General features: G+C 53.0%; 25 protein-coding genes and 1 pseudogene. 12 read left to right on the top strand and 14 right to left on the bottom strand.

The window, feature by feature from the left end:
• From HZS80_RS11410 to HZS80_RS11395, 4 genes are read right to left on the bottom strand one after another with little or no spacing between them, the layout of a single operon-like run.
• Positions 1-1,059 carry an ABC transporter substrate-binding protein gene (locus HZS80_RS11410; protein WP_235272524.1) on the bottom strand — a complete coding sequence of 353 codons (1,059 nt, stop codon included), beginning with the start codon at positions 1,057-1,059 and terminating at the stop codon, positions 1-3.
• A 36-nt stretch (positions 1,060-1,095) separates the two neighbouring features.
• The gene (locus HZS80_RS11405; protein WP_179916135.1) at positions 1,096-2,403 is read right to left on the bottom strand and encodes an NAD(P)/FAD-dependent oxidoreductase; all 1,308 of its coding nucleotides are present in this window, start codon (positions 2,401-2,403) and stop codon (positions 1,096-1,098) included.
• Between the two features lies 1 nt (position 2,404).
• Positions 2,405-3,103 carry an HAD-IA family hydrolase gene (locus tag HZS80_RS11400; RefSeq protein WP_035560296.1) on the bottom strand — a complete coding sequence of 233 codons (699 nt, stop codon included), beginning with the start codon at positions 3,101-3,103 and terminating at the stop codon, positions 2,405-2,407.
• Between the two features lie 40 nt (positions 3,104-3,143).
• Entirely contained in the window at positions 3,144-4,253 is a 1,110-nt protein-coding gene (locus HZS80_RS11395) for an ABC transporter ATP-binding protein (RefSeq protein WP_035560299.1), read from the bottom strand.
• A gap of 110 nt (positions 4,254-4,363) precedes the next feature.
• Here HZS80_RS11395 and HZS80_RS11390 point away from each other — a divergent pair, with 110 nt between their 5' ends.
• Positions 4,364-5,323 (top strand): LysR substrate-binding domain-containing protein, encoded by a 960-nt coding sequence (locus HZS80_RS11390; protein ID WP_179916134.1) that lies wholly within the window; start codon positions 4,364-4,366, stop codon positions 5,321-5,323.
• 93 nt (positions 5,324-5,416) lie between these two features.
• Here the strand turns inward: HZS80_RS11390 and HZS80_RS11385 are convergent, their stop codons facing one another.
• Both HZS80_RS11385 and HZS80_RS11380 read right to left on the bottom strand, forming a co-directional pair.
• Positions 5,417-6,190 (bottom strand): SDR family oxidoreductase, encoded by a 774-nt coding sequence (locus tag HZS80_RS11385; RefSeq protein ID WP_179916133.1) that lies wholly within the window; start codon positions 6,188-6,190, stop codon positions 5,417-5,419.
• Positions 6,190-6,516 carry a nuclear transport factor 2 family protein gene (locus HZS80_RS11380; RefSeq protein ID WP_022522620.1) on the bottom strand — a complete coding sequence of 109 codons (327 nt, stop codon included), beginning with the start codon at positions 6,514-6,516 and terminating at the stop codon, positions 6,190-6,192. Before HZS80_RS11380 ends, HZS80_RS11385 begins: the two co-directional genes overlap by 1 nt.
• 92 nt (positions 6,517-6,608) lie before the next feature.
• Between HZS80_RS11380 and HZS80_RS11375 the strand changes: the two genes are divergently transcribed.
• A complete protein-coding gene (locus HZS80_RS11375; RefSeq protein ID WP_022522621.1) occupies positions 6,609-6,983 on the top strand; it encodes a winged helix-turn-helix transcriptional regulator in 375 nt (124 codons plus the stop codon).
• 195 nt (positions 6,984-7,178) lie between these two features.
• On the opposite strand, the gene HZS80_RS11370 is transcribed toward HZS80_RS11375, so the two are convergent.
• The 6 genes from HZS80_RS11370 to HZS80_RS11345 all read right to left on the bottom strand — a co-directional run bounded on the left by HZS80_RS11370 (position 7,179) and on the right by HZS80_RS11345 (position 12,244).
• Positions 7,179-8,039 (bottom strand): LysR family transcriptional regulator, encoded by an 861-nt coding sequence (locus tag HZS80_RS11370; RefSeq protein ID WP_009287603.1) that lies wholly within the window; start codon positions 8,037-8,039, stop codon positions 7,179-7,181.
• Complete coding sequence (locus tag HZS80_RS11365; protein ID WP_022522623.1) at positions 8,033-9,043, bottom strand: phosphonate dehydrogenase; 1,011 nt, start codon at positions 9,041-9,043, stop codon at positions 8,033-8,035. The genes HZS80_RS11370 and HZS80_RS11365 overlap by 7 nt, the downstream gene beginning before the upstream one ends.
• Before the next feature lie 9 nt (positions 9,044-9,052).
• Positions 9,053-9,883 carry a phosphonate ABC transporter, permease protein PhnE gene (phnE, locus tag HZS80_RS11360; protein WP_027960098.1) on the bottom strand — a complete coding sequence of 277 codons (831 nt, stop codon included), beginning with the start codon at positions 9,881-9,883 and terminating at the stop codon, positions 9,053-9,055.
• A 9-nt stretch (positions 9,884-9,892) separates the two neighbouring features.
• Positions 9,893-10,762: a phosphate/phosphite/phosphonate ABC transporter substrate-binding protein gene (phnD, locus tag HZS80_RS11355; protein WP_022522625.1), complete on the bottom strand. Its 870-nt coding sequence runs from the start codon at positions 10,760-10,762 to the stop codon at positions 9,893-9,895.
• A complete protein-coding gene (gene phnC / locus HZS80_RS11350) occupies positions 10,759-11,604 on the bottom strand; it encodes a phosphonate ABC transporter ATP-binding protein (RefSeq protein WP_022522626.1) in 846 nt (281 codons plus the stop codon). The genes phnD and phnC overlap by 4 nt, the downstream gene beginning before the upstream one ends.
• A 250-nt stretch (positions 11,605-11,854) precedes the next feature.
• Entirely contained in the window at positions 11,855-12,244 is a 390-nt protein-coding gene (locus HZS80_RS11345) for an ester cyclase (protein ID WP_022522627.1), read from the bottom strand.
• 99 nt (positions 12,245-12,343) lie between these two features.
• Between HZS80_RS11345 and HZS80_RS11340 the strand changes: the two genes are divergently transcribed.
• From HZS80_RS11340 to HZS80_RS24140, 4 genes are all read left to right on the top strand, one after another.
• Positions 12,344-12,679: a zinc ribbon domain-containing protein YjdM gene (locus tag HZS80_RS11340; RefSeq protein WP_179916132.1), complete on the top strand. Its 336-nt coding sequence runs from the start codon at positions 12,344-12,346 to the stop codon at positions 12,677-12,679.
• A 68-nt stretch (positions 12,680-12,747) separates the two neighbouring features.
• Positions 12,748-13,446 carry a haloacid dehalogenase type II gene (locus HZS80_RS11335; protein ID WP_035560319.1) on the top strand — a complete coding sequence of 233 codons (699 nt, stop codon included), beginning with the start codon at positions 12,748-12,750 and terminating at the stop codon, positions 13,444-13,446.
• Between the two features lie 243 nt (positions 13,447-13,689).
• Positions 13,690-13,878, top strand: coding sequence for a hypothetical protein (locus tag HZS80_RS11330; RefSeq protein ID WP_008959973.1), 189 nt, complete (start codon positions 13,690-13,692; stop codon positions 13,876-13,878).
• Complete coding sequence (locus HZS80_RS24140; protein WP_218927679.1) at positions 13,875-14,039, top strand: type II toxin-antitoxin system RelE/ParE family toxin; 165 nt, start codon at positions 13,875-13,877, stop codon at positions 14,037-14,039. Before HZS80_RS11330 ends, HZS80_RS24140 begins: the two co-directional genes overlap by 4 nt.
• A gap of 155 nt (positions 14,040-14,194) precedes the next feature.
• On the opposite strand, the gene HZS80_RS11320 is transcribed toward HZS80_RS24140, so the two are convergent.
• On the bottom strand, positions 14,195-15,088 hold the full coding sequence (locus HZS80_RS11320; protein ID WP_179916131.1) for a LysR family transcriptional regulator: 894 nt from the start codon (positions 15,086-15,088) through the stop codon (positions 14,195-14,197).
• A 147-nt stretch (positions 15,089-15,235) separates the two neighbouring features.
• Between HZS80_RS11320 and HZS80_RS11315 the strand changes: the two genes are divergently transcribed.
• From HZS80_RS11315 to HZS80_RS11290, 6 genes are all read left to right on the top strand, one after another.
• Positions 15,236-16,498, top strand: a complete 1,263-nt coding sequence (locus HZS80_RS11315; protein WP_179916130.1) for a YbfB/YjiJ family MFS transporter — start codon at positions 15,236-15,238, stop codon at positions 16,496-16,498.
• A complete protein-coding gene (locus HZS80_RS11310; protein WP_179916129.1) occupies positions 16,498-17,100 on the top strand; it encodes a glutathione S-transferase N-terminal domain-containing protein in 603 nt (200 codons plus the stop codon). The genes HZS80_RS11315 and HZS80_RS11310 overlap by 1 nt, the downstream gene beginning before the upstream one ends.
• Positions 17,101-17,373: 273 nt before the next feature.
• Positions 17,374-17,601 (top strand): DUF427 domain-containing protein, encoded by a 228-nt coding sequence (locus tag HZS80_RS11305; RefSeq protein WP_052703743.1) that lies wholly within the window; start codon positions 17,374-17,376, stop codon positions 17,599-17,601.
• Between the two features lie 191 nt (positions 17,602-17,792).
• The gene (locus HZS80_RS11300; RefSeq protein WP_179916128.1) at positions 17,793-19,631 is read left to right on the top strand and encodes an SIR2 family NAD-dependent protein deacylase; all 1,839 of its coding nucleotides are present in this window, start codon (positions 17,793-17,795) and stop codon (positions 19,629-19,631) included.
• A gap of 2 nt (positions 19,632-19,633) precedes the next feature.
• On the top strand, positions 19,634-20,254 hold the full coding sequence (locus tag HZS80_RS11295; RefSeq protein WP_035565367.1) for a hypothetical protein: 621 nt from the start codon (positions 19,634-19,636) through the stop codon (positions 20,252-20,254).
• Positions 20,247-22,421 carry an AAA family ATPase gene (locus HZS80_RS11290; protein WP_179916127.1) on the top strand — a complete coding sequence of 725 codons (2,175 nt, stop codon included), beginning with the start codon at positions 20,247-20,249 and terminating at the stop codon, positions 22,419-22,421. The genes HZS80_RS11295 and HZS80_RS11290 overlap by 8 nt, the downstream gene beginning before the upstream one ends.
• 143 nt (positions 22,422-22,564) lie before the next feature.
• On the opposite strand, the pseudogene HZS80_RS23525 reads toward HZS80_RS11290, so the two are convergent.
• Positions 22,565-22,676 (bottom strand): annotated as a pseudogene (locus HZS80_RS23525) (IS30 family transposase); the annotation flags it as partial.

Here is a 22,676-nt window from a genome sequence, read left to right as displayed (position 1 = left end):
TTATCGCTGCATGAACTCCAGCCAGCGACGCTCAGCCTCGACACCGTCGTCTGATGTCCACCATTCATATGAAATTAACACTTGCTTCGCGGCATTTTCAGGAGAGCTAGGCAACTCGCCTGCTCGCTCTTCCGAGATCGTGCCCCTATCGAAAGCGGCCGGGTTGCCGGGGCCATAGTCGATATGCAGTGGCAGGTTGGCCTGATACTCCGGGGCGATAGCCGCGTTAACAAACTCGACTGCCGTATCTAAGTTAGGAGCATCTTTTATGATGCAGAGATGAGTACTCTGGAGGAAGCCTTGGTTGTAGGTGAAGTCAGCATTTGCCCCTTCATTCATTATTGAGCTAACTCGGCCATTCCACATCATTAACATGTCAACTTCTTCATCATTAAGCAGCTGCGCCGACTGCCCGCCCGATGTCCACCAGGTGGTGATGTAGGGCTTGATTTCCTCAAGCTTTTCGTAGGCTCTATCGACATCTATTGGATAAATGTCATCGGGGGCAACACCGTCGGCAAGCAGTGCCGCCTCAAGCGTACCGACTGGATAATTACGCAGAGACCGATTGCCAGGGAAGTCTTCGACATTCCAGAAATCCGCCCAACTTTGAGGTGGGTTGCCGTCAAAGGCCTCGGGGTTGTAGGCCAGTACGCTGGAGTAGAACTCGTAGGCAACGGAGTAGGGCGTCTTGTACTCCTCGGGCATGCCCTCAGCGTTGGGGATGCGGCTAAAATCCAACGGCTCTATTAGGTCTTGTTCTCCCCCTTTAATGCAGTTAAAGGGCGGTGTATCGACCACATCCCATACCGCCTGGCCGGTGGTGCCCTGGGTTCTGATCATCGGCCAGGCGTCGGGAGCGCTTTCCTGGCGAATGGTGATGCCCAATGCCTCGGCCACCGGGTCGAGGATGGCAACCGTCTGCGCATCCTGGTACGCGCCACCCTGGGAAACGAAAGTAATTTCGCCATCTGCCAGCGTTTGCCCGGCGCCAAGCGCGCCGATGACCATTACCGACGAACCAAACAAATATTTCAAGCAGTTAGTATCTTTCATCATGCGATCTCCAACTGAGTAAATGCTTCCGACGCCCCATCAGCGCCCGATTGCATCAAGGAACTGGTAGTAACCTGCTACCAGTCGAATACCGACTTCACGTAAAGGGTAAAACGGGACGGCCTGGAGCCGTTCCGCCGCAAGCAGCGCCACGTCAGGGCTTTCGCCCATGGCATAGTCCGCCGCAAAACGCCCGAGTAAAGTCGACATAGCCACTCCAGCGCCGTTGTAACCGGCGGCGTAGCAAACTCTGTCGTCAAATCTGCCGACATGGGGCAGGGCATCCAGCGTCATGCCCACATGCCCCGACCAACGGTAAGCGATGCCGATATCGGCAAGCGCTGGAAAGAGCGACACCATGGCTTTGCGCAGAGAGTCGAATGCCGCCTGGGAGTCATGTTTACCGAATGCCCCCCGGCCGCCAAATACGACCCGGCCATCGACCTTGCGAAACCAGCGCATCATCCTGCGGGTTTCACCGTAGCTTCTCTCCTTGATCATCAGGCGGCTATGCAGCGCCTCTGGAAGCGGCTCAGTCGCAATAATCGAGCTTCTGAACGGCACCAGACGCGATTTGATGGCAGTACTGACCGGCGTGATATCCGAATAGGCATTGGTCGCCAGGATGACCTGACGCGCTTTGATCTCACCGCCCGGCGTCGTGATACATACACCATCCTCCAGGCGGCGAATATGGGTGGCGGGGGTTCGCTCGAAAACGATCTCGCCATGGCGTCGATTAAGCCCCTCTGCCAAGCCCCGCACATAGTCAAGGGGGTGCAAGGTGCCGACGCCAAGCCCCAACACGCCCCCCTTAAACGCGTGGGAGCCAGTCTCTTCTGCCACCTCGCCAGCGGAAAGGCAGCGCAGTGAATCATCGCCCAATTCCCGCCGCATCCATTTGGCTTCCTGGGTAATCGCTTCCAGCGCCCTGGCCGTATGGGCGCAGCGCAGGTTGCCGCAGCGTGTAAAGCGTGCACTCTCCAGTTCATACCCGTGAATCAGAGATTCCACCTCATCCACCGCCTCATGGCAGAGCCGGTGCATAGCAGTGGCGACCGGCATACCATGGGCCTGGGCGATACTAGGGAACGATAGCCGGAACTTGGCGGATACCACGCCGCCATTGCGACCGCTTGCTCCCCAGCCGATAGGGTTGGCATCCACCACGATGGCCTGGACCCCCCTTTCTGCCAGCCGGTGGGCCGCTGTTAACCCCGTATACCCGCCCCCGATGATGGCAACATCGACCGCCTGGTCACGGGAAAGGCTCCCAATGCCAGGCGTTGAAAGAGCCGTGTCACGCCAAAGCGAAGCAATCTGGGGGGTCGGCTGGGGCCCACTCATGTCACACCTTCTCCACAGCGTCGGCCAACGCCTTGAGCGTGGGGAAATGAAAGTCCGGCGTTGTCACCTGTTCGGGTTCCGGTGTGCCGCCGAACCCCTGCTGGCCCTGACGACGCTCTATCCAGCAAGTGGTGTACCCCAGCTCCTTGGCAATGCCGATGTCATGGTATTGGCTCTGGGCGACATGCAATATTTCCGAGAACTTATAGCCATGAGCTGCCTGACGACCACGGTTGTAAGCGAAGAACTGAGGGTTGGGCTTGGCCACGCCGGTCTCGTCGCAGGTCACGCTATCGTCGAACGGGTTGTCGAGGATATGCGAATAGCAGGAGAACGCGGTGCGGTCGGCATTGGTCATCGCCACCAGACGGTAGTGCTTGCGTAGGCGCTTTAGTGCCGCCACCGAGTCCGCGAAGGCGGGCCAACGAAAGACGGCCAGTTGGAAGGCGTCGGCTGAAACCGAGTCCGCAGGAAGCTTCAACTCCTCCGCTAGTGAGCGATAGACATCCGCCATGGCACTGCTCGAACGGCCAGGATAGCGATCCCGCCCACGTTTGTAGGCCTCGAAGATGGTGTTGTCGCTCAGGTCTTGAGCAGCATTTCCACCAATTCGACGGATAGCGTCCAGTACCCCGGTTTCGAAATCGATCAGCGTGCCCACGACATCGAAGGTAAGAACTTTAAAATTGGAAAGTTCCATGATCGTGAATGACTCCTTTCTAAGGTGCTTTGAGGTTATGTCAGGCGACGTGTGCCGCCGGAGTGGCGCATCCCGCACGAGGCACGATAATGGTGTCCTCTGGATGCAGTACCACGCTCAGGAGCTCGCCGAGCGGTGGAATCTTTTGCAGTGCCGTATGATGACTGGGCTGACGCATGCTGATAGACGTACCGTCTTCCAGTTCGAGGAACAGTCTCAGGCTATCGCCCTGATACACGGCTTCCATGACCCGGCATGACAGCCGATTGATGCCCGGCTCATGTCGGCCGTCATCGATCAGCAGTTTTTCGGTTTGAATCGCCAGCAGTAGATCGTCATGGGGAGCAATAGGCTTGGCCGAACGCAGCGTATGAGCACCTAGCCGAACAGAGTGTTCATCGATGCGGGTCACTGGGAGTAGGGTGGAATCACCGATGAAGCTGGCCACGAAGGAGTCTTTGGGGTTGTTGTTCAGCGTTTCGGGTGCGCCGATCTGTACCAGCTCACCATCCTTGAGGATCGCGACCCTGTCGCTCATGGTCAGCGCCTCACGCTGATCGTGGGTCACATACACCACAGTGGCCCCAAGCTTGCGATGCAAGCGGCGCAATTCAATCTGCATCGTCTCGCGCAGCTGCTTATCCAGCGCCGAAAGCGGTTCGTCCATCAGGATCAGTCGAGGCTCGAACACGATTGCCCTGGCCAGAGCGACCCGTTGTCGTTGGCCACCCGACAGTTGAGACACCCCACGGTCCTGATAGCCATCCAACTCGACCATGGCCAGGGCTTGTTTCACCCGCTCTGGCCATGTTGATTTAGGTAGGCGGCGAGCACGCAGCGGAAAGGCCACATTTTCGCCAACGCTCATATGAGGAAAGAGCGCGTAACTCTGAAAGACGATGCCGATATTGCGCTTGTGAGGCGGCATGTAGGTCATGTCTTGATCACCAACCCATACCGACCCTGAAGAAGGCATGACGAAACCACCCAAGGCGCCAAGCAAAGTCGTTTTCCCGGAGCCCGAAGGGCCCAGCAACGATACAAATTCACCCGGCTCAATATTTAAAGTTATGTCCTTCAGGGCTTCCGTGTTGCCATATCGCTTGCAGATTGAACGTATGGAAACACCCACACTATCTCGCTCATCCATAGGAGTTATCACCTTTCATTGTTGTGATGCCTATCGGTTGTCATTGAGTACAGCAGATAAGGTGTTCGCGGACAATTGCGAAATTCTTGGTGGTGGCATAACCTGAAGTTATGCCTACATTGCGCCGACAACTACCCAGTGCCAACGCCCTCTTCGTATTCGAGTCAGCGGCACGCTGCGGTAACTTCACCAAGGCCGCCGCTGAACTGGGGGTTACCCAGCCAGCGGTCAGCCGCATGCTTGCGCTTCTGGAGGAGTACCTAGAGGTTAAGCTGTTCTTGCGGATGCCCGGCAAAACCGTGCTGACGGAGAGTGGTGAGATACTTTACCAAGGGGTAATCGATGGCTTTCACAATATTGAAGCGGCGATTCAGGAAATACGGGCACGTAGCACCGGGCTGGAAACCGTCACGCTATCGGTATCCACTGCTTTCACGACCCACTGGCTCATGCCGCGCATGCACAGGCTGCAGGCGCAGTTACCCCATATCGATCTGCGCTTTCAGTTGATCTCGGGGGCGGTCAGCGGCTCGGTCGAGGACGTTGACCTGGGGATTCGCTTCGTCACGGGTGAGGACATCCTGCATGACGCCTCATTGATACTGCCGGAGATACTGCTGCCGGTCTGCAGCCCGGCCTATCGCAAGCAGCAACTCGAATCGCCCACCAACGAGGTCTCCACCACCCTGATCAGCCTCAGTGACAGCCGCATAGACTGGTTTGAGCTTTTGCCCAATTTTCACCTGGAATCGTACGGCAACACTCACTCGCTGGTATTTTCGGACTATGCCGTCGTGATCCAGGCGGCCCTGCTGGGCCAGGGCATCGCCATCGGCTGGCTGAACATCGCATCCCACTGGCTGGAGACAGGCTCGCTGGTGCCCGCCACGCCAACCGCGATTGCCACCGAGCGGCTATGCCACCTGGTTCACTCACGCAAAAAGCCGCTAAGCGAGGCAGCCAAGCAGGTGAGAGAGTGGATCATCGCAGAAACCCGCAATGACGTTGCGAATGTGTCGAAAAAGTATCCAGAGTTGAAGCTTGAGTCATTCATGGCCAAGGGTGTTTGACACTTGATTAACAAGGCAGCAGAAAGGGGGGGGGGCCAGTCTTGCAAGGGAGAACTGAGGCTCCCTCAAATGTATGCCATTTCACCCTCCCCCTCAAACAACAGGCACGGTACCCCCATCGATTACATACTCCGTTCCCGTAATAGTGGCCGCCAGCGGTGATGCCAGAAACCCAATCAAGTTGGCCACTTCTGCAGGCTTCGAAGGGCGGCCAATCGGGATGCCACCCAGCGAATTCATGATGATCTTCTTGCCGCCTGCGTAATCGGTGCCTGCCTCTTGGGCAATCCGCTCGGCTAGCGCAACGGCGGCTTCCGTCTCGATCCAGCCCGGCGACACCCGTACCACGCGCACCCCTTTGGGTGACACCTCTTTTGACAAGCTCTTACTATAAGTGGATAGCGCCGCCTTGGCAGCCGCATAAGCCGTGGTTGATTCGGGCAGGGGGAGTTCACGCTGAATGGAGGTCACGTGGATAATCACCCCATCGCCTTGGGCCAGCATGCCGGGCAGCAGGGCGCGATCCAGCCGCACGGCGGGAAACAGGTTGATGTCGAGCTCTTGCTGCCACTCCTCCTCCCCAAGGGCAGCGAACCCGCCGCCGGGGGCGGATGAACCACCCAGTACGTGAACGATAATATCGACGCCACCCAAGCGTTCGTTGACCGCATCGGCTACCGTGGCACAGCCTTCGGCCGTCGTCAGGTCAGCGGTTACAAACAGCTCATCGGGCAGGTCGGCGGGGCGAGTACGGGCGGTTGTTAGCACTTGCGCGCCTTCCTCGCGAAAGAGTGCCACCGCGGCCGCGCCAACCCCTTGGCTGCCCCCGGTGATCAATACGCGTCGCCCGTTCAAGTTCAGGTTCATTAGTGGATCTCCAATGACTGGATTTGCGACTCGGCAAGCTGGAAAGCGTGGTCAAGTTGAACCGGGCTGCCGGGGAAGTTGCCGGTCACGGTGGCGGTAACCACCATCGTGTTGCCTTGTTGGGAAACACTGACCGGCTCGACGCGATACTCAATCTTGTCGCGGGTGGCGCGCATCCAGGCTTGAATAGCGGGTCGCCCGCGGTGCGTCTCGCCTTCGTCGAACACACAGGCATCTTGAGTGAAGCAATCCGCAATGTGGGTGGCATCCGCACCGTTGCTGATGCTGAAGTAAGTAGTGATCGCGTCTGGCAGTGACAAACTCATGATGGTCATCTCTCGCAGGGGGTAATATGCGAGAATCTTCTGCCTAGACTGACGCGTTATCAAGAACGCACAAAAAGGTAAGTGGCTCACCCATGAGAAAGCTTTATACGCCCGCTACCGCCGCAAGCGATGTGGAAAATGTATTAAAAATGCTGGAAGGGCGCTGGAAGCTCATTATTCTCTTTCATCTCTTCGATGGAAAAGTGCAGCGCTACTCCGATTTAGGAAAACTCATCCCCGATATCTCCCAGAAAATGCTCGCCCAACAGCTGCGCCAGCTGGAAGCGGATGGCATCGTGGCGCGCAAAGTCTATCCCCAGGTGCCGCCGAAAGTGGAGTACCGCCTGACCGAATGGGGGCAAACGCTCTGCCCGGCGCTGGATGCCTTATTGAAATGGGCAGAGCAGAGGGATCACTTCAACAACCCTGACGAGCAGAACGAACAAAACGATGCCGCCACCCAATGAGAACCGCCTGATGCACTACCGCATCATGACCATCAACGACGATGACGCCGCCATTGCTCTGTAGAGCGAAAGTGAAGGCGTGCGGCTGCACGATGCCGAGTAACGCTCCAGTGAAGCTTGCGGGGGCGGGTCTCAATAGCACCTATTCTTAGCTGCCCATACGCCTTCCCTGGCTCTAAAGATGTCACTCGTTTTTCACTGACATATATGGCTGACGAAAGTGGAAACTGGCGGTTGCCGTGCAAGCGTCTCCGGGCAGATGACGCTCAGGTTCTTGGCCAGCCCGGCATCACTGACCGGGATAGCACACAAAGTGCCCGCTCGGATCTCCGCTTCGACGCAAGCCGCCAGCACCAGTGATACGCCCAGGCCTGCTTTGACAGCCTGTTTAACCGCTTCGGTACTGCCCAGTTGCATTGAAACCTTCGGGAACGGCCCTCTTTCGCCGAAGAAACTCGCCAGCAACCGGCCCGTACCTGTTCCGGGTTCACCGCCCAGCAGGCTCATTCCTGCGAGGGTTTTCCGGTCTATTTCATGCCATTCCGCACAGGGGTGATCGGGTGAAGTAATTAACACCACGGGCTCCTGTCGCCAATCCATTGCCTGGAAGCCAGATTTCGGGTGCCACCACTCCATCACCGCTATATCCAGCTCGCCGCTAGTCAGTTGTCTAGCAATGTTAGGATTGTTATCAATCACAAGATCCAGCTCAGGTACCGCCGGAATGTTCTTGAACGTGCTCACGTAGGGCTGGAGCATGTAAATACCGATGTTGGAACTTGCCCCTACGCGTAAACGCGTACCGCTAACGACTTCTCGAGCACGCTCGTCCAGTTGCAACATACTAAGCGCAAGCGGCATAAGCGCCAGGGCTGCTTTGGTGGGCTCGCAACCCGTTTTACTGCGGCGTATCAACAGGGCACCTAGCTGTTCTTCGAGCTTTTGAATGTGCTGTGAAAGCGTGGGTTGTGCGATACCGAGAGCTTGGGCGGCGGCCTGAAAACGTCGGTGCTGAACCAGTGTGGTAAAACTTTTCAGCCAGACCAAGTTCAGCATGGAGTTGTCTCAGTGATAGTGGGCGAATTAGCCGCATCCTGAGGGCATTCTCCTTGTAACGCTTGAAGAATGTTGTCGGCAGCACGCTGTTCAATCATCAGCCGCACATCCTGGACGGCAGAGCCAATGTGTGCCGTAAATAGCGTGTTGGGATGTGCTCGCAAGGTGGGGCAAATCTCTTGCGGGCGATCCTCTCGAGCCCAATCTTCCATTTCAAAAACATCCGCTGCGTAGCCGCCTAACTGCCCTGACTCCAATGCTTCCAAAACGGCAGCTTCCTGCACTACAGAACCCCGGCATGGGTTGATCAAAAAAGCGCCTGGTTGCATCAGGGCCAAGCGCGCAGTGTTCATGGTATGCAGGGTTTGTTTATTGAGCGGCAGGGCCAAAATGACAATGTCGGCTTGCCCGAGCAGCTCTTCAAGCGACTTGCGCGCCACGCCTAGCGCGGCCTCCTCAGCAGCGGGCAAGGCGTCTGGCTGAGAATACAGCAAGCTCGCGCCCCACCCCTGGAGCCGTGTTGCCACTGCCTGGCCGATGGGACCCATGCCGACGATACCCACGGTCGCGCCGGCAACCCCCAGCCCATAAAACGTGGGCTGCCATCCCTTGAACTGGCCGGAACGAACGTACTCATCGGCCGCTCGGACATGGCGGATTAGGCTAATGGTTAGCCCGATGGTTAGCTCAGCCGTTGGCACCGTCAGCAGATCCGGCACGAAGGTCAGCCAAACGCCATGACGCGTACAGGCCTCCACATCAAAATTATCGTATCCCTTCAGGGCGGCACCAATAACTTTCAGCTTGGGACAGCCCGCTAGAAATTCCTCGCTGACCTGGTCCGGCATAAACACCATCATGGCGTCTGCGGTTGCCGCGCGGGCCTTTACCTCGGCGGCGGTCAAGGTAGTGGCTGACTGGTTGGTGATCACTTCACAGTGTTGTTCCAGCCTTTCCAACACACTGTTGTGTACCCGGTGGGTAATGAAAACCCTTGGTTTCATTTGATTTCCTTACTTGAATTTCTTACGAAGATGGCCGCTAAGGCTATCCACCATCGTCACCATAACGAGTATGACAATCAGGATGGCGCTGACTTCCTGGTACTGCATGACGCGTAAAGAGCCCATTAGCTCGAAGCCGATCCCGCCAGCCCCCACCATGCCCATCACCGTAGAGGCGCGGAAATTGTATTCCCAGCGGTAGATAGAGACATCAGCAAACTGCGGAAGCACCTGCGGGAGCACCGCGTGCCAATGAACCTGTAATCGCGTCGCGCCAGCGGCATTGGCGGCCTCTACCGGGGCTGGGTCGACATGCTCGATCGCTTCGGCAAAGAATTTACCCACCATGCCGATAGAATGAAGGCCGAGCGCGAGCACGCCCGGTAAGGCGCCAAACCCCACGGCAGCAACGAAAATAATGCCCATAATCAGCTCGGGCACCGAGCGAAGAGCGTTCAGCAGCGTGCGGGTTACGTGGAATACCACGGGGTGGGGCGAGGTATTGCGAGCGGCCAGGAACGCCAGGGGTACGGAAGCAGTGACCGCTATCGCCGTGCCGGCAATGCTCATGGCAAGGGTATCGACCAGCGGCGCTATCCAATCCATGGCGTTGGTAAAGTCGGGCGGTAGGGATTCTCCCATTAGGGTAGCGATGGCAGGCACCCCGTTGGCCAGGGTGCGAAAATCCAGCAGATCTACATACCAACTCGCCAGAAGAACCACTGCCAGCACCAAGCCCGCTTGGAAGAGCTTGCTCCGCCAGCCGCGGGCGTGTTCGTCCAACACGGCGTCAGGAGAAAGCGATGAAAGGGGTGGCGGCACTGTTTTGGACGGATTCATCATGCCCCCTTACATCTTGCCGAAGTCGAGGTTGAGCAGACTACCCATTTCCCGAATCACATCGTAATCGGCGTCCGTGATAACGGCGAAACCTTCGGCTTTTAGGTTGTCCAGAATCTCTTCATCATCGATGCTGATGAAGGCATCCTGGATCTGCTGCTTGAGTTCAGGGTCCAGGTTGGAACGCATCGCCCAAGGGTACTGAGGGTACTCCCCGCTGTGACCCAACACCCTAACCTGGTTGCGGTCTATCAGGCCGCGGTCCATTACGTGCTCAAAGATCACTTCCGATAGCCCGCCTGCATCCGCATTACCATTGGCCACGTTCACCGCCACGGCATCATGGGAGCCAACGAAATGGGCTTCATAGTCCTCGCCTGCTTCCAGCCCCGCCGATTCAAGCAGCACGGTTTTGGGAATCAGGTGGCTTGACGTAGAGGCACGGTCGCCATAGGCCATTTTCATGCCTTCGATATCCGCATAGGACTCAACGCCGGAATCGACATTGGCAATAATGATGGAGCGATAGGTGGGCTTGCCATCCACAATCATGGCGGCAAAGGGTTCGATCTCACTTTTGCTTCTTGCCATCACATAGGAGAGCGGGCCGAAGTAGGCGAGGTCGATGCGACCAAAGCGCATGGCTTCGATCATGGAGGAGTAATCCGTGGTGACGATTAACTCAATTTCTTTCCCAAGGGTACTTTCAAGATACTCTTTCAATGGCTGGTTGCGTTTGATCAGTTCAGAAGCGTTTTCATCGGGGAGTAGCGCGACTTTTAATAGATCCGGATTTGGATCAGGGTCCGCCGCCAAGGCCGGCATGGCGATTCCAAACATAAGACAGATGGCAAAGAAAAAGCTGAATAGCGGTTTCATTGGGCAATCTCCAGTTTTATCGGGGAGGGAGTGGTGGTTTGAGGGTTGGGTTCGGTGGTCTCAGCGGCGTCGGTCACAGCTCCGCGCGTGCCGTGGTAGATCTCGTTCAGGTGGCGTTGCTGTAACTGTGAGGGGGCCGCATCGAAAACGATTTGGGCATTCGCTAACCCGATAATGCGGTCAGCAAACCGCTGGGCATACTCCAGCTGGTGCAGTGAAATAATGGCGGTAATACCATCCTCACGGCATATATCTCGCAGTAGCGTTAGCACTCGCTCAGAGGTTGCCGGGTCAAGGCTGGCCACTGGCTCGTCCGCCAATATCATGGCGGGCTGCTGCGCCAAGGCACGCGCAATGCCCACCCGCTGTTGCTGCCCGCCGGAGAGTTGATCGACCCGGGTAAGCGCTTTCTCGGCCATGCCTACGCGGTCCAGGCAGTGCAGAGCAAGCGCCTGTTCCTGCCTGGGTAGCGGAAACAAACTGCGCCAGGTGCTGTGGTAAGCAAGCCGACCGGTCAGCACATTCTGGAGCGCCGTATGGCGTTCAATGAGCTGATGGTGCTGGAAAACCATGGCGGTTTTGCACCGATGGCGGCGTACCGTAGACCGGGTTTCGAGCGCACCTAGCTCGGCCGAGATCACTTTGCCAGTGCTGGGCCGCACCAAGTGGTTGAGAGAACGCAGTAACGTCGATTTACCCGCACCGGAAAGGCCGAGTAGTACCGTAAACTCCCCTTTGTGGAAATCGACGGTGGTGGGGCGGAGTGCGAGGACATTCCCAGGATATGTCACCCCCATTTTCTCGATGCGGAGCATTAAGTCAGAGGATTGAATAGGCTCCATTGGATCACCTTCTGCAATGTATAAGCTCACTTTATTGTGACTTACAATGCAACGGTAGCCCGCCTAAGTGACAAAGCTGTGTCGTTCAGGTGATAAGTTAATGACTATCCAAGGAGCGCAGGTAGCCAGTCAAACGGCTCAGATAACGCTTCTCTAGACCAATATCGTCACAAAACGAGGCCCACCAAGGCTGGGCGTACCGATCCGATATTCTGCTCTATTCGTTTGTTAATGGAGATAACCACAACGTTTAACCAAGCTGAGCCTCAATCGCGGCTTTATCAATGACCGACCAGACCTCCCTAATCTTGCCATCGCTAAACAGGTAGAACGCGTTTTCGCAAAACGTCACGTTTTTGCCATCCACCGCAAGGCCAAGGAAGCTACCTTTGGGTGTGACATCGAATCGCAACCTGCACGCGACATGGGGTGAATCAACGGCCAAAAGCTCAATGTTAAAGTGAAGATCCGGTATCTGCTCGTAATCGGCTTCCAGCATGGCGCGATAACCATCAAGCCCTAGGCGCCTGCCGTTGTGGTGGACATCGTCATGCACGAACTGGTCAAGGTTCGTCCAGTCTTGATTATTGAGGCAGGTGATGTAATCACGGTAGGTTGCTTCCAGGTCACGTTTGTTCATCCTGGTTCTCCTTTCTTGGGCAGGCGTGAAGGCATTCGCCAAGGGTATACAGGCTCAGTATCATAAGCAGCCTAAACCAAACCACAGAAGTCATCATTCATGTCGTGCCCACCTTGCCCCCATTGCCAATCCGAATTCGTCTATCAGGATCAAAGCCTGTTCATCTGCCCCGAATGCGCTCACGAATGGAACCCTTCTGAGGCTGAGGCAGAAGAGACCGTGACGGTAAAAGATGCCCACGGCACCCTGTTAGCGGAAGGCGACAAGGTAACGATGATCAAAGACCTCAAGGTCAAAGGCAGCTCATTGGTACTCAAGGTGGGCACCAAAGCGGTTATCAAGCGGCTCATGAACAGCAAGGATCACCAACTAGACTGCAAGGTCGACGGCGTTGGCGACATGATGGTAACTGCCCACTTTGTGAAAAAAGCCTGAATAAGCCCAGGATTCTTCTAGCCACCTAACGACGCAGTCAGCAATAACCATCCAACAAGGAGACACTAATGAAAGCCATCGTGTTTGACGTATTTGGCACTATTGTTGATTGGCGCTCCAGTTTGATTCATCAGTTCAATGAGCTGCAGAAAGAGCTAGGGATTGAATTACCCAGTGAAGTGATAACGGATCAATGGCGTCAGCACTATGCGCCTTCGATGAACCGAGTACGGCAAGGTGACGTGCCTTGGATGGGGTTGGATGACCTGCACCGAGAAAGCCTCGTCAAACTACTCAAGCAGCATGGGGTGGCGCTAGATGAGGCGACCATTGATCGCATCAATCACTTTTGGCACCAATTAGACCCATGGCCGGATGTTCAGAACGGCCTACAGCGCTTAAAAGAGCACTATATTATCGGCACGCTGACCAACGGCAATTTATCACTAATGGTGGATGTAGCCCGTCACGCCAAACTGCCCTGGGATATGGTGTTTTGCGCCGAGTTATTCCAACACTATAAACCTGACCCAGAGGTCTATTTAGGGGCTTGCGGCCTGCTGCGCCTGCCGCCTGAAGAGGTAATGTTATGCGCGGCCCACAATTACGACCTGGGGGCTGCCCGAGCATTGGGAATGAAAACGGCGTTTATCCCCCGGCGTACAGAGTATGGGCCCCACCAGAGCAAAGATTTAGAAGCAGAAGAAGCGTGGGATTTTGTGGCTGAAGACCTCGTCGCGTTGAGCGAGCATCTACTAATAGAGTGAGCCAACAATACATGCTGTTAGGGCTGGATAGCCGTTGTTAAAAGAGTGGCAGCTATAGGTATTAAGTATTTGAGCAGTGAGTTTATTGCCAAGCACACGCGCAAGCAGATAGCGGAGCCAATCAAAAGTATTTAAAAGGACACACGCGATGTATTTGCAGAAAATGGCATAAACCGCAACACTCTCGGTAACCTAAGGTATCCTCTAAAAGTATTTTCTACGTACCTAAAAAAGGTAGTCACCATGTCAGCTACGATGAGCAAAGACGACGCGCACAAGCTAATTGAGCAACTTCCTGTGAATGCCACTTGGGAAGACCTTATGCATGAGATCTACGTTCGGGAGACCATCGAAAAGGGCATGGCAGATAGCCAAGCGGGTAACATTACGAGTGTGGCGGATATTCGCAAGAAATACGGCTTGCCTGAATGAATGTGTTTTGGACAGCAACAGCAGAAGCCCATTTGGACGCGATTTATGCCTATATCGCGCAGGACTCAGAAGCTTATGCGTTGAGCACCGTTGATAAAATCACCCGAAGGTCACAACAGATTGGTGATTTCCCCGCTTCAGGACGTAAGGTGCCGGAGTAGGATATCGCTCAAATAAGGGAAGTCTTGTGTGGCGCTTACCGCATTATTTACTACATCAAACTAGATCAAATTGACGTTCTCGCCGTTTTACACGCATCTATGAACCGACTGAAAAGCGAATAGGGCAACGTTATAGCGTAGTGTCGGCGCCCACCTCACGACGCAGTCAACTGAGGCTCATTCACCACCACCGCGTCACGCAACGTTTCAGCGAAGCTTGCCAGGGCGGGTGTCCAGGTTTCTGGTTCGGGGGCGACAAAATAGGTATCGATATTGGCGATGGACGCGGGCAGTGCCAGCGTGTGAATCCCGAACCGGTGCTGGTGGGCGTCAACCGTGCCACGTGGGAGCACCGTGTAACCCATCCCGGCAGCAACGCAGCCAAGCATCGCGTCCAGCGAACCGAACTCAAAAATCCGGCCTGCATTGACACCCTGAGAGGCCAGCAACAGCTCGATACGCTGGCGGTAGCTGCACCCCTGGCGAAACGCCAAGAAAGCAGACGTCAGCAGCGCTTGTGAAGAGGGCATCTTCGTCATCGGCGTAGAACCGACTAAGACAAGCTGCTCGCTAAATGCTTTGAGCGAGTGGTAGCGGCCATGCTCGAGCCGCCCGGCCACGAAAACACAGTCCACCTGCCCATTAAGCAATAACTCGACCAGCTCAGCCGTGGGCCCGGTCTTGATCTGGATATCAACATCAGGTTGCGCTGCGTGGTAAGCCGCCAGTATCGGCGGAAGGCGCAACGCCGTCGTGGTCTCCATGGCGCCGATGCGCAGCCGCCCACACGCCTTCTCCTGGCCTTTGAACAGCGACACCGCTTCGTCGTGGGCCGACAGCATGCGCTCGGCGTACTCCACCAGCGCCAACCCGGCACTCGTAGGGCGAACCCGCCCTGCACGGTGAATCAGCTGTACGCCTAACTCCTCCTCGAGTTTCTTAATGTGAGTGGTCACATTGGATTGCACCGTGTGCAACCGTTTGGCCGCCGCCCCAAAGCTGCCGGTGTCGGCCACGGCCACGAGCAGTCGCAGCGATTTAAGTTGCACGCGCCGTCTCCCTGTCAGGTTATCTATAAACAAGATAGTAGCGATCAAAACTAATCGTTTCTAGAAATAATTCCTCGCGCGTAGTCTGGCGATGTACCAACGTGCTGCCGACCCCACCAAGGGGTGGCACAAAAAGGAATTGGCGTGATGAAGCGAACACTCACTACCGACGATCTGCCCGCCCTGATGACAGGCATAATGGCGACCCTGGCGGCGATTGGCATCGCACGCTTCGCCTATACGCCGCTATTGCCCGCGATTATTCAAGAGGGCTGGTTCACCGCGAGCCAAGGCGCCTACCTGGGGGCTGCCAACCTGCTGGGGTATTTTATCGGCGCACTCGCCGCCCACTCGCTGAGTGAGCGCTTTTCTCCTCGCTGGGTGATGGCCGCAAGCTTCGCGGGTATCGCGCTCAGCTTTGTGCTTTGCGCCGGGGCGGGCGGTTTTCTCTGGTTCTTCTTCTGGCGGTTGGTCTCGGGGGCTGCCGGGGCCATCTTAATGGTCGTTGGCCCCTCACTGGCGCTAGCGGCCACGCCCCCTGAAAGGCGAACGCGTGTCGGTGCCATGGTGTTTACCGGCATTGGCTTTGGCGCACTGCTTTCGGCCTTCATCGTACCGCTACTCCTAGAGTTAAGCCTCTCCGTCACCTGGGGCACGCTTGGGCTGCTGTGTATTGCCGCTGGCCTTTTGTGCGACTATTTTTTGCAACAACAGGGTGCAGCACACTTAGCCTCACCGACCACGGCTAGCCCAAGGGGGAATAGCCCCATAGGGGGTGCGGGTGTAAAGATAATCGTGATGTTGGTGGTGGGTGCTTATGCCCTGGATGCGATTGGCTTTGTGCCGCATACCGTGTTCTGGGTGGACTATCTCGCCAGGGAAAACGCCCTGGGTAATCAAGCGGCTTCCCTGCAGTGGGGTATCTTCGGGTTGGGCGCTTTGTGTGGGCCGTTTATGGTAGGCGCGCTGGCGCACCGAGTGGGTTGGCAGAGTGGCTTGATGATCGCCTTTGCGGCGAAGGCCGCCGCTGTCTTGCTGCCGGTGTTCTCGCTCGCCCTGCTCAGTCAGTCGGTTTCCTCGTTCATGGTGGGGGCGATGATCCCCGGCATTGTTGCACTCACCTCTGGACGCCTTGCAGAGTTGGTAGGGCCAACCGCCCACAAAAAGCTCTGGGGGCAAGCCACCGCCGCCTTTGCCGCCGCCCAGGCAGTGGCAGGCTATGCCATGTCGGCGCTTTATGGCACCTGGGGCAGCTACACGCCACTGTTTACCATCAGCGGCCTTATTCTCGTCGCGGGCTTTTTGCTGGTGCTGCTTAGCCGTGGCGTACAGCAACGCCACACGCATCTTTCTGCCCAGCAATCTACAAAGCACGCTACACAGCACTCTACACACCAAGGGAAGCAATAATGGAACTCTACCTAAACGCAACCTCGCCCTATGCGCGCCTGGTGCGCATCGTATTACTGGAAAAAGGCCTGGCAGACGCTGTGACGCTGAAGTGGTGCGACCCCTGGGCAGACGATGCCGATCTGTTAAAGGCCAACCCCGCCGGGCGCATTCCCGCGCTGGTAACGGAGGAGAACACCACGCTTAGTGAATCCATGCTGATTGCCGTTTACCTGGATAGCGTTAGCCCCAACCCGGCAATGCTGCCAGCAGCCAGCCTAGGGGATGTGCTGCACCTGGCGGGGCGGGGCCAAAACCTGATGGATGCCGCGTTCACGACCGTGATTGCCAGAAAGCATTATGGCAACGCGATTGACGAGAGCGAGCTGGGCCAGCGGCGTTCGCGAGCCATTCAGCGGCTGTTGAAACAGCTGAACAGTGAGCTTGGCGAAAAGCAGCAAGCCTCTGCTATCAACTTGGGCGAAATCGCTATTGCGGTCGCGCTGGATTATCTAGCGTTCAGGCTGCCTGAGGTGAATTGGCAAGAAGAGTATCCACAGCTTCTGGCATGGCAGGCGGGTGTGATTGCAAGAGAGAGCTTTCAGAAGACTGCATTTGCTTAGCAGAGCCAGCGCCAATACCCGCTGCCTTCAACGCCTCGCTATTGCGGGGCGTTCTCATGTTGGCGTCGCGCCCATCGTGATATACAAAACAGTACAGATTCTAGCCGTGCTGTTCCACAGTAGTTTAGGGAAAGTAGTAGGGAGGTAATGGGGTATGAGCATGTCCCAAGTCATCTGCGTAGCCTAAAGTTTAATGAAGTAGGCGTGGGTTTCAACGAACTTAGCTGCTAGTCTGAAATGACTAGAGCGAAAAATCGCCGCAGGGACAACCATATGCAAAATGTCCGACGCATTGAGCTCCACCCCATTAGCCAGCGCGTGCAGATGCATGTTGATGGCAAGCTGCTTGCTGACACTACTCAAACCTTTGAACTCCGTGAGATCGGCAACCCACTGCGCCAATATATTCCCCGCGAAGATGTAAGAATGGACTTTCTGAAGCCTTATAAAACCGAGACTCACTACCCCTTAAAGGTCGGTACAGCGCAATTTTTGTATTGATGTGGCACGGGGTTATCAGCATCCAGCAGCTGGGATTATGGCGATTTAGAGGCGGGGAAATGACGCCTTTCGATCTATAGCAGATTAATTTATGAAGTCCCTGAGGGTAGATTAATGAAGTTGCTAGCCATAAGAGAGAAGACATATTTGCTTAAATTAGCAAAAGATCTCTTGCCGGAGACCTTGATCATATGATTGCAAGGAACGCGTTTGATTACACTGTCGATAGAATATTAAAACAACGCTGTGTGCCTATTGCTGGTGCGGGCATATCCATTACGAGCAAGCATGCTCTTGGATGGGAGGTGCATAATGTAAAATGGATTGTTGCTACGTTGAGTAATGAGCTTTTTCGCCTTCGCTTCGATAAGTACGAGTCGAAAAAATATGGGACTGTATGTAAGAAGGGTTGTGCTAAACCGCTTGAACAATTTGGATATGCGTATGACGATTGTATTCTGAGTATAAATTCTTGTTATTTCTGCGATGTCAGACAAGCCACTGAATCAAATAAACTAGGCCACCTCGCTGAACTTTATCTGTGGGAATTTTCCTGCGTGAATAGTGCTTATGAAGCGCTAATTAAATTGTTAAAAATTGATCTTTATAAAGAACTAATTCCTACACCTGCACATATATACATCGCGAAGCTCGCTCGTGAGGGACTTTTGAGCGAAATACTTACGACCAACTACGATTGTAATTTTGAAAAGGCCTATAATCTTATTACAGGCTCAGAAAATGCTGATGTGATTGCCAACTTGGATAACTATCGACGTAACGGTGCGGCTTTTGATGATGTTAATCGTCTGAAAGTATACAAGCTTAATGGTTGTGCTAAAGAATTGGATGGAGGCGCCGATCCTGAAAAATGTGAATCTATTTTATTAACTGAGCGTCAATTACAGAAATGGCGCAATCGGCAGTGGGCCGCAGATATTTTTCGAGACCGGCTTAGAAGCAAATCTTTGATATTTGTAGGTTTTGGTAGCGATGAGCCACAAGTTCACCATACTGTGCAAGCGGTGCTAGATGAATATACCGATAAATCCATTTCAAATGATGAGCACGTCTTAAGTACACCAGCTGCTCCAATCATGGCAATTTTTGATCCACAGCCTAGTTTCCATCAACAGCAGATTGTGAATACCTATGCTGTACATCATGGACAGCCTGCCAATCAGGGTAACGAACTAATTATTCGAGGTTTTCAGCCTGGAGGTACTCTTTCAGCTGATGAATTGTGGGGGCTAATCTATGAGAGGGTGATAAGATCTTTAACGATAACAGCCTTAAAACATAGCCTACAACCAATGAATGCAAGCTTTACTTCTATTATGCCATTTGCCCAAGTAATTCTGCATCAGGTTATATCGACTCTCGAAAACTCGGTTAAAAACGATGTAGGGTGTCTTACAGCTATGCCAAATTGGCTAGAATCGCTGTCACCTGCCTTGTGTTCTAACAGTAAAGAAAATGGTCCTTTTTCTTTTTTAGCAGGCAGTTTGTCAAAGCTAAATTGCAGCGAAGTAGATGTTTATGACCCGATAAACGAAAATAAGGCTCTAGTGTCAGAGCTTACTACCTTGCTGTTTTTGTTTAGAGATATTCTTTCTCCCAATGTTGAAGGCGAATCAGAGGGAGGCCTAATGCTGACATTCGAATCTTTAGCATCGGGTATATCCGAAAAAAAAACACTACATCTGAATGCAGATCCATCCTTTGTTTTCTCTGGAGATAAAGTGCGCGTTTCGAGCGGTAATAATCATCTTGTTCTTGCTATGGGACAGGCAGGCTCGCATGTCCGGCCGAGCTTACGCAGGGTAGCCAATAAAAATATCGAAGCTGGTTCAATTACCCCGAAAACAATTGTGACCTTGGGGTGGCAGCATATCTTTTACCAAAGACCGTACGACGGAAACAAAGATAATGTTGTTAAAACGATAATTGATGCTGTTTGTTCTCCCACCAATTATTTTTATGCCAACCAGTCCAGTATCAAACGTCGCACATATTTACGAGAGGTCTAAGAATGGAAAAAATAATTCACATAGAATTTGAATATTCCGATTCGGCAAGGAAGGATATTTTCCCTGTATCTCTCTATTGTCACCCTGCTTGTAACTTGGTGGTTTGGAAAGCTGAGTCTGATCCAGGGAAACATTTGGATGAGGTAAAAAAGTATGTTGCACGTCTAATGGACCGCTTGGCAGACTTGCTGCATGACTACCAAAAATTTGCACCCTTGGTTGCCTTAATTGTTATGAAAGTGGAGTCTTCTTCGTGGTTACAAGTTATGGGAGACCAGGATTGGCACAGAGGCCGGTTCGCTCTCCAAGGGGTAAAGTCTTATGATGGAAAAACGGTTGAAGAAGCAAAGAATCGTTGGTTAGGCGCTATGGCAACAAGTGAATATAAACCGAGAAGAATAACGACTGAAGACTTTTCCAATGTGCTAATTAAAGCTGTCGAAGTAGCTAAGCCACCCAAAGGTATAGAGCCTCAACTATTCATAAGATATGCGGATATTCTAAAGGCTTCTGTAGAAGCTGGGGGGGCTAATAGTGTTGCATATCAGTGGCAAAATGAGCTAGCAAAAGACTTAAATGATTTGTTAGGGACGTCAGTTTTGGAGGTGTCAGCTATTGGTTAATAACATCAAAACTATCCAGTCAATTGCGCTGACTAATTTCAAAGGTTACCGTCATTCAGGAAATGGTGCTGCAATAACTCTTGATATGACCGTTGCCGGTCGACCTGCAGATATTATATTAGTGACTGGTAAAAATGGAGTTGGTAAGACATCTTTGCTAGAAGCTATGGACTGGGTGCTCAACCAGCCTGATGTTGGTGCAGGGGGATTTAGAACCACTGGGCAGAGTCATGGGGCGGTATCAATTAACGGTGAGACTATCGAGCTTCAGGGTAAAGCTAAAACTGACCTTAGAAAACTCGAGACAGTAGCCTCCTTTTTCTTTCAAGAGAACATAGCTGAGCTTGCATGTAATGAAATAATTCAATTGCTTGAGCCTGAAAATAAACCTGCAGATAAAATAAAAGGGGAATTGAAGGCACTGCAAAATAAGTTAGAAAACTGGCAGCGCCAGTTACAAGGGCTGAAGTATAGGAAAGATTACGAAGAAGAACGAAAAGTGCTAGCACAGAGAGTTAATGAGTTGGTTGCAAAGCTATCAACTGACTCAACCCTCCGCCAAGAACTGGTGGATAGTACGCTGACCTTGAAGAATGGAAATTTGCAGAATAGATGGGATTCTCAAATTCGCAACCTTTCTAATACCATTGGTAACTACAGTAACTTATCTGAACCAGTGGGTTCGAACCTTTCTGATCAATTGAGACATATTGGACAGTGCTTGCTGGAGTACAGGGGGGCACCAGTTGGATTTGCCGATTCGGAGAAAAAGAATCCTGCCTTTACAAAAGCATTTCTTTCATCTGCTCAGTCCCTTCCTCCATCTTTACCTATTAAGAGGTTGTCGCCAGGAGCTTCTTTGGTTCCTTCTGAGCTAAAGAGCACTTTGTTTGTAGGCTCCGACTATGATGTATATGCAAGTAAAGTAGAGGAGTTAGATGTTAGTCGCGGCGAGCTAATGGTTGAATATAATAGAGCTAAACTGTTGATAGATAGTTTGCAAGGTAATGGTGGTTCTCTCCTTAGTTGGATTGACGAGTTTAGTGAGAATATCAGCAGTTGGTTGATAGCTTGGGAAGACCATCCCTCCAAACTGGAGGTGTCCAATTTGAAGCAAGGCATAGAAAATCATTTAGATGCCTTGTCTAACCTAGCTAGCTCCCGCTCATCTGAACTCAGAGACCAGTTAGATAAATTTACGTCAGAAGGAAAGGCGGTTGCTGAACAATTGAACCAGATTAAACGCTATCAAGTGATTGCAAGAGACATAGATACTCATTCAACGGAACTTTCACCTCTGCTGGATAAGTCTAGTTTCACAGTGGAAGATCTAGCTAACTATGTAAGTAATTATTTGGAGGCGGGGCAGGATAAGGCGGAAGATGCTAAAAATGCACCTGTTGAGTCGGAGGTTATATATCAACTTGGAAGTGCTTTTACTCGCTGGGCGAATTTAGAGATTGAAAAGTTAGAAGACGAAGCCAGTGCAACAAACTTGGAAAGTGTAGAGCTGGCAGAGAAAATGATCTCAGATGCCCTTGCAATATGTAAGCAGGAATCTAGTGCAAAAAGTCAGTTGTTGTCGGTCATTGGAGTGATACCGCAGGCAGAGCTTGAACAGTTACTTAGAAATATGAACCAACTTCTTTCCAGCTTCCACTTCCCTGAAGACTTTTTACCTATTGAGCTAATAAACAATGGTACAGAGAAAAGTCCAAAATGGGGGTTTGCTACTCAGTCAGGAGTTTTGTTCGAAGACCTATCAACGGGACAAAAGTCGCAATTAGCTATTTGCTGGACTATTAATCTCAACTTGGCTCTGTCTGCTCAGTTAGGTCATAGTGTTATTGGCTTTGACGACTTTACTACTTCTCTTGATATGAATCAGTTGATCCCAGCAGCTGTGTTACTCCGTAAGCTGGCGTACGCGGATGCCGATGATGGTTGGAAAAGGCAGGTAATTGTCACCAGTCATCATGAAGACTTAACCAATCGTTTGCTTGATTTTCTGCTTCCCCCACAAGGTAAGACAATGAAGGTAATTCAATTTGAAGAGTGGCTGCCTGAATCTGGGCCAATGTTTAAGTGCTATAACGTTGACATGGGTGAAGTGACAGGAGAAGGTCTGCAGGATGCTGTTAAGAATATTGTTAAGACAACCAACTAGCAAAAAAAGTGTAGGGCATTCAGAAGGCAGTGTTGCTATTTATTTTCAATATTCATTTCTGGCCGAAAAAGGAATGCTCATGCATAGCTGTTCCTGTTCGAAAACCAACAACACCAACGGTAATGTCGGCTTTGATCCTGAATTCAACTAATAAGTGCAGCACCTGCGGTTTCTAGCGCTCCTGAGTATTCACCTAAGAACACCTGGGCTGGGGTTCGGTATCCCAGCCGCTTTCTTGGTCTATCGTTTAGCTTA

The organism is Vreelandella glaciei (genome assembly GCF_013415125.1).
GTDB lineage: Bacteria > Pseudomonadota > Gammaproteobacteria > Pseudomonadales > Halomonadaceae > Vreelandella > Vreelandella glaciei.
This window is presented reverse-complemented; position numbering and strand designations above follow the sequence as displayed.

What these genes read in the sequence shown, in the direction of transcription:
- HZS80_RS11405 (WP_179916135.1), bottom strand. Translation starts at nt 2,403, where the DNA reads ATGAGTGGGCCCCAGCCGACCCCCCAGATTGCTTCGCTTTGGCGTGAC.
- HZS80_RS11340 (WP_179916132.1), top strand. Translation starts at nt 12,344, where the DNA reads ATGTCGTGCCCACCTTGCCCCCATTGCCAATCCGAATTCGTCTATCAG.
- HZS80_RS11370 (WP_009287603.1), bottom strand. Translation starts at nt 8,039, where the DNA reads ATGCTGAACTTGGTCTGGCTGAAAAGTTTTACCACACTGGTTCAGCAC.
- HZS80_RS11365 (WP_022522623.1), bottom strand. Translation starts at nt 9,043, where the DNA reads ATGAAACCAAGGGTTTTCATTACCCACCGGGTACACAACAGTGTGTTG.
- phnC (WP_022522626.1), bottom strand. Translation starts at nt 11,604, where the DNA reads ATGGAGCCTATTCAATCCTCTGACTTAATGCTCCGCATCGAGAAAATG.
- phnE (WP_027960098.1), bottom strand. Translation starts at nt 9,883, where the DNA reads ATGAATCCGTCCAAAACAGTGCCGCCACCCCTTTCATCGCTTTCTCCT.
- HZS80_RS11395 (WP_035560299.1), bottom strand. Translation starts at nt 4,253, where the DNA reads ATGGATGAGCGAGATAGTGTGGGTGTTTCCATACGTTCAATCTGCAAG.
- HZS80_RS11300 (WP_179916128.1), top strand. Translation starts at nt 17,793, where the DNA reads ATGATTGCAAGGAACGCGTTTGATTACACTGTCGATAGAATATTAAAA.
- HZS80_RS11315 (WP_179916130.1), top strand. Translation starts at nt 15,236, where the DNA reads ATGAAGCGAACACTCACTACCGACGATCTGCCCGCCCTGATGACAGGC.
- HZS80_RS11410 (WP_235272524.1), bottom strand. Translation starts at nt 1,059, where the DNA reads ATGATGAAAGATACTAACTGCTTGAAATATTTGTTTGGTTCGTCGGTA.
- HZS80_RS11310 (WP_179916129.1), top strand. Translation starts at nt 16,498, where the DNA reads ATGGAACTCTACCTAAACGCAACCTCGCCCTATGCGCGCCTGGTGCGC.
- HZS80_RS11335 (WP_035560319.1), top strand. Translation starts at nt 12,748, where the DNA reads ATGAAAGCCATCGTGTTTGACGTATTTGGCACTATTGTTGATTGGCGC.
- HZS80_RS11375 (WP_022522621.1), top strand. Translation starts at nt 6,609, where the DNA reads ATGAGAAAGCTTTATACGCCCGCTACCGCCGCAAGCGATGTGGAAAAT.
- HZS80_RS11380 (WP_022522620.1), bottom strand. Translation starts at nt 6,516, where the DNA reads ATGAGTTTGTCACTGCCAGACGCGATCACTACTTACTTCAGCATCAGC.
- HZS80_RS24140 (WP_218927679.1), top strand. Translation starts at nt 13,875, where the DNA reads ATGAATGTGTTTTGGACAGCAACAGCAGAAGCCCATTTGGACGCGATT.
- HZS80_RS11345 (WP_022522627.1), bottom strand. Translation starts at nt 12,244, where the DNA reads ATGAACAAACGTGACCTGGAAGCAACCTACCGTGATTACATCACCTGC.
- HZS80_RS11385 (WP_179916133.1), bottom strand. Translation starts at nt 6,190, where the DNA reads ATGAACCTGAACTTGAACGGGCGACGCGTATTGATCACCGGGGGCAGC.
- HZS80_RS11305 (WP_052703743.1), top strand. Translation starts at nt 17,374, where the DNA reads ATGCAAAATGTCCGACGCATTGAGCTCCACCCCATTAGCCAGCGCGTG.
- phnD (WP_022522625.1), bottom strand. Translation starts at nt 10,762, where the DNA reads ATGAAACCGCTATTCAGCTTTTTCTTTGCCATCTGTCTTATGTTTGGA.
- HZS80_RS11390 (WP_179916134.1), top strand. Translation starts at nt 4,364, where the DNA reads ATGCCTACATTGCGCCGACAACTACCCAGTGCCAACGCCCTCTTCGTA.
- HZS80_RS11330 (WP_008959973.1), top strand. Translation starts at nt 13,690, where the DNA reads ATGTCAGCTACGATGAGCAAAGACGACGCGCACAAGCTAATTGAGCAA.
- HZS80_RS11400 (WP_035560296.1), bottom strand. Translation starts at nt 3,103, where the DNA reads ATGGAACTTTCCAATTTTAAAGTTCTTACCTTCGATGTCGTGGGCACG.
- HZS80_RS11295 (WP_035565367.1), top strand. Translation starts at nt 19,634, where the DNA reads ATGGAAAAAATAATTCACATAGAATTTGAATATTCCGATTCGGCAAGG.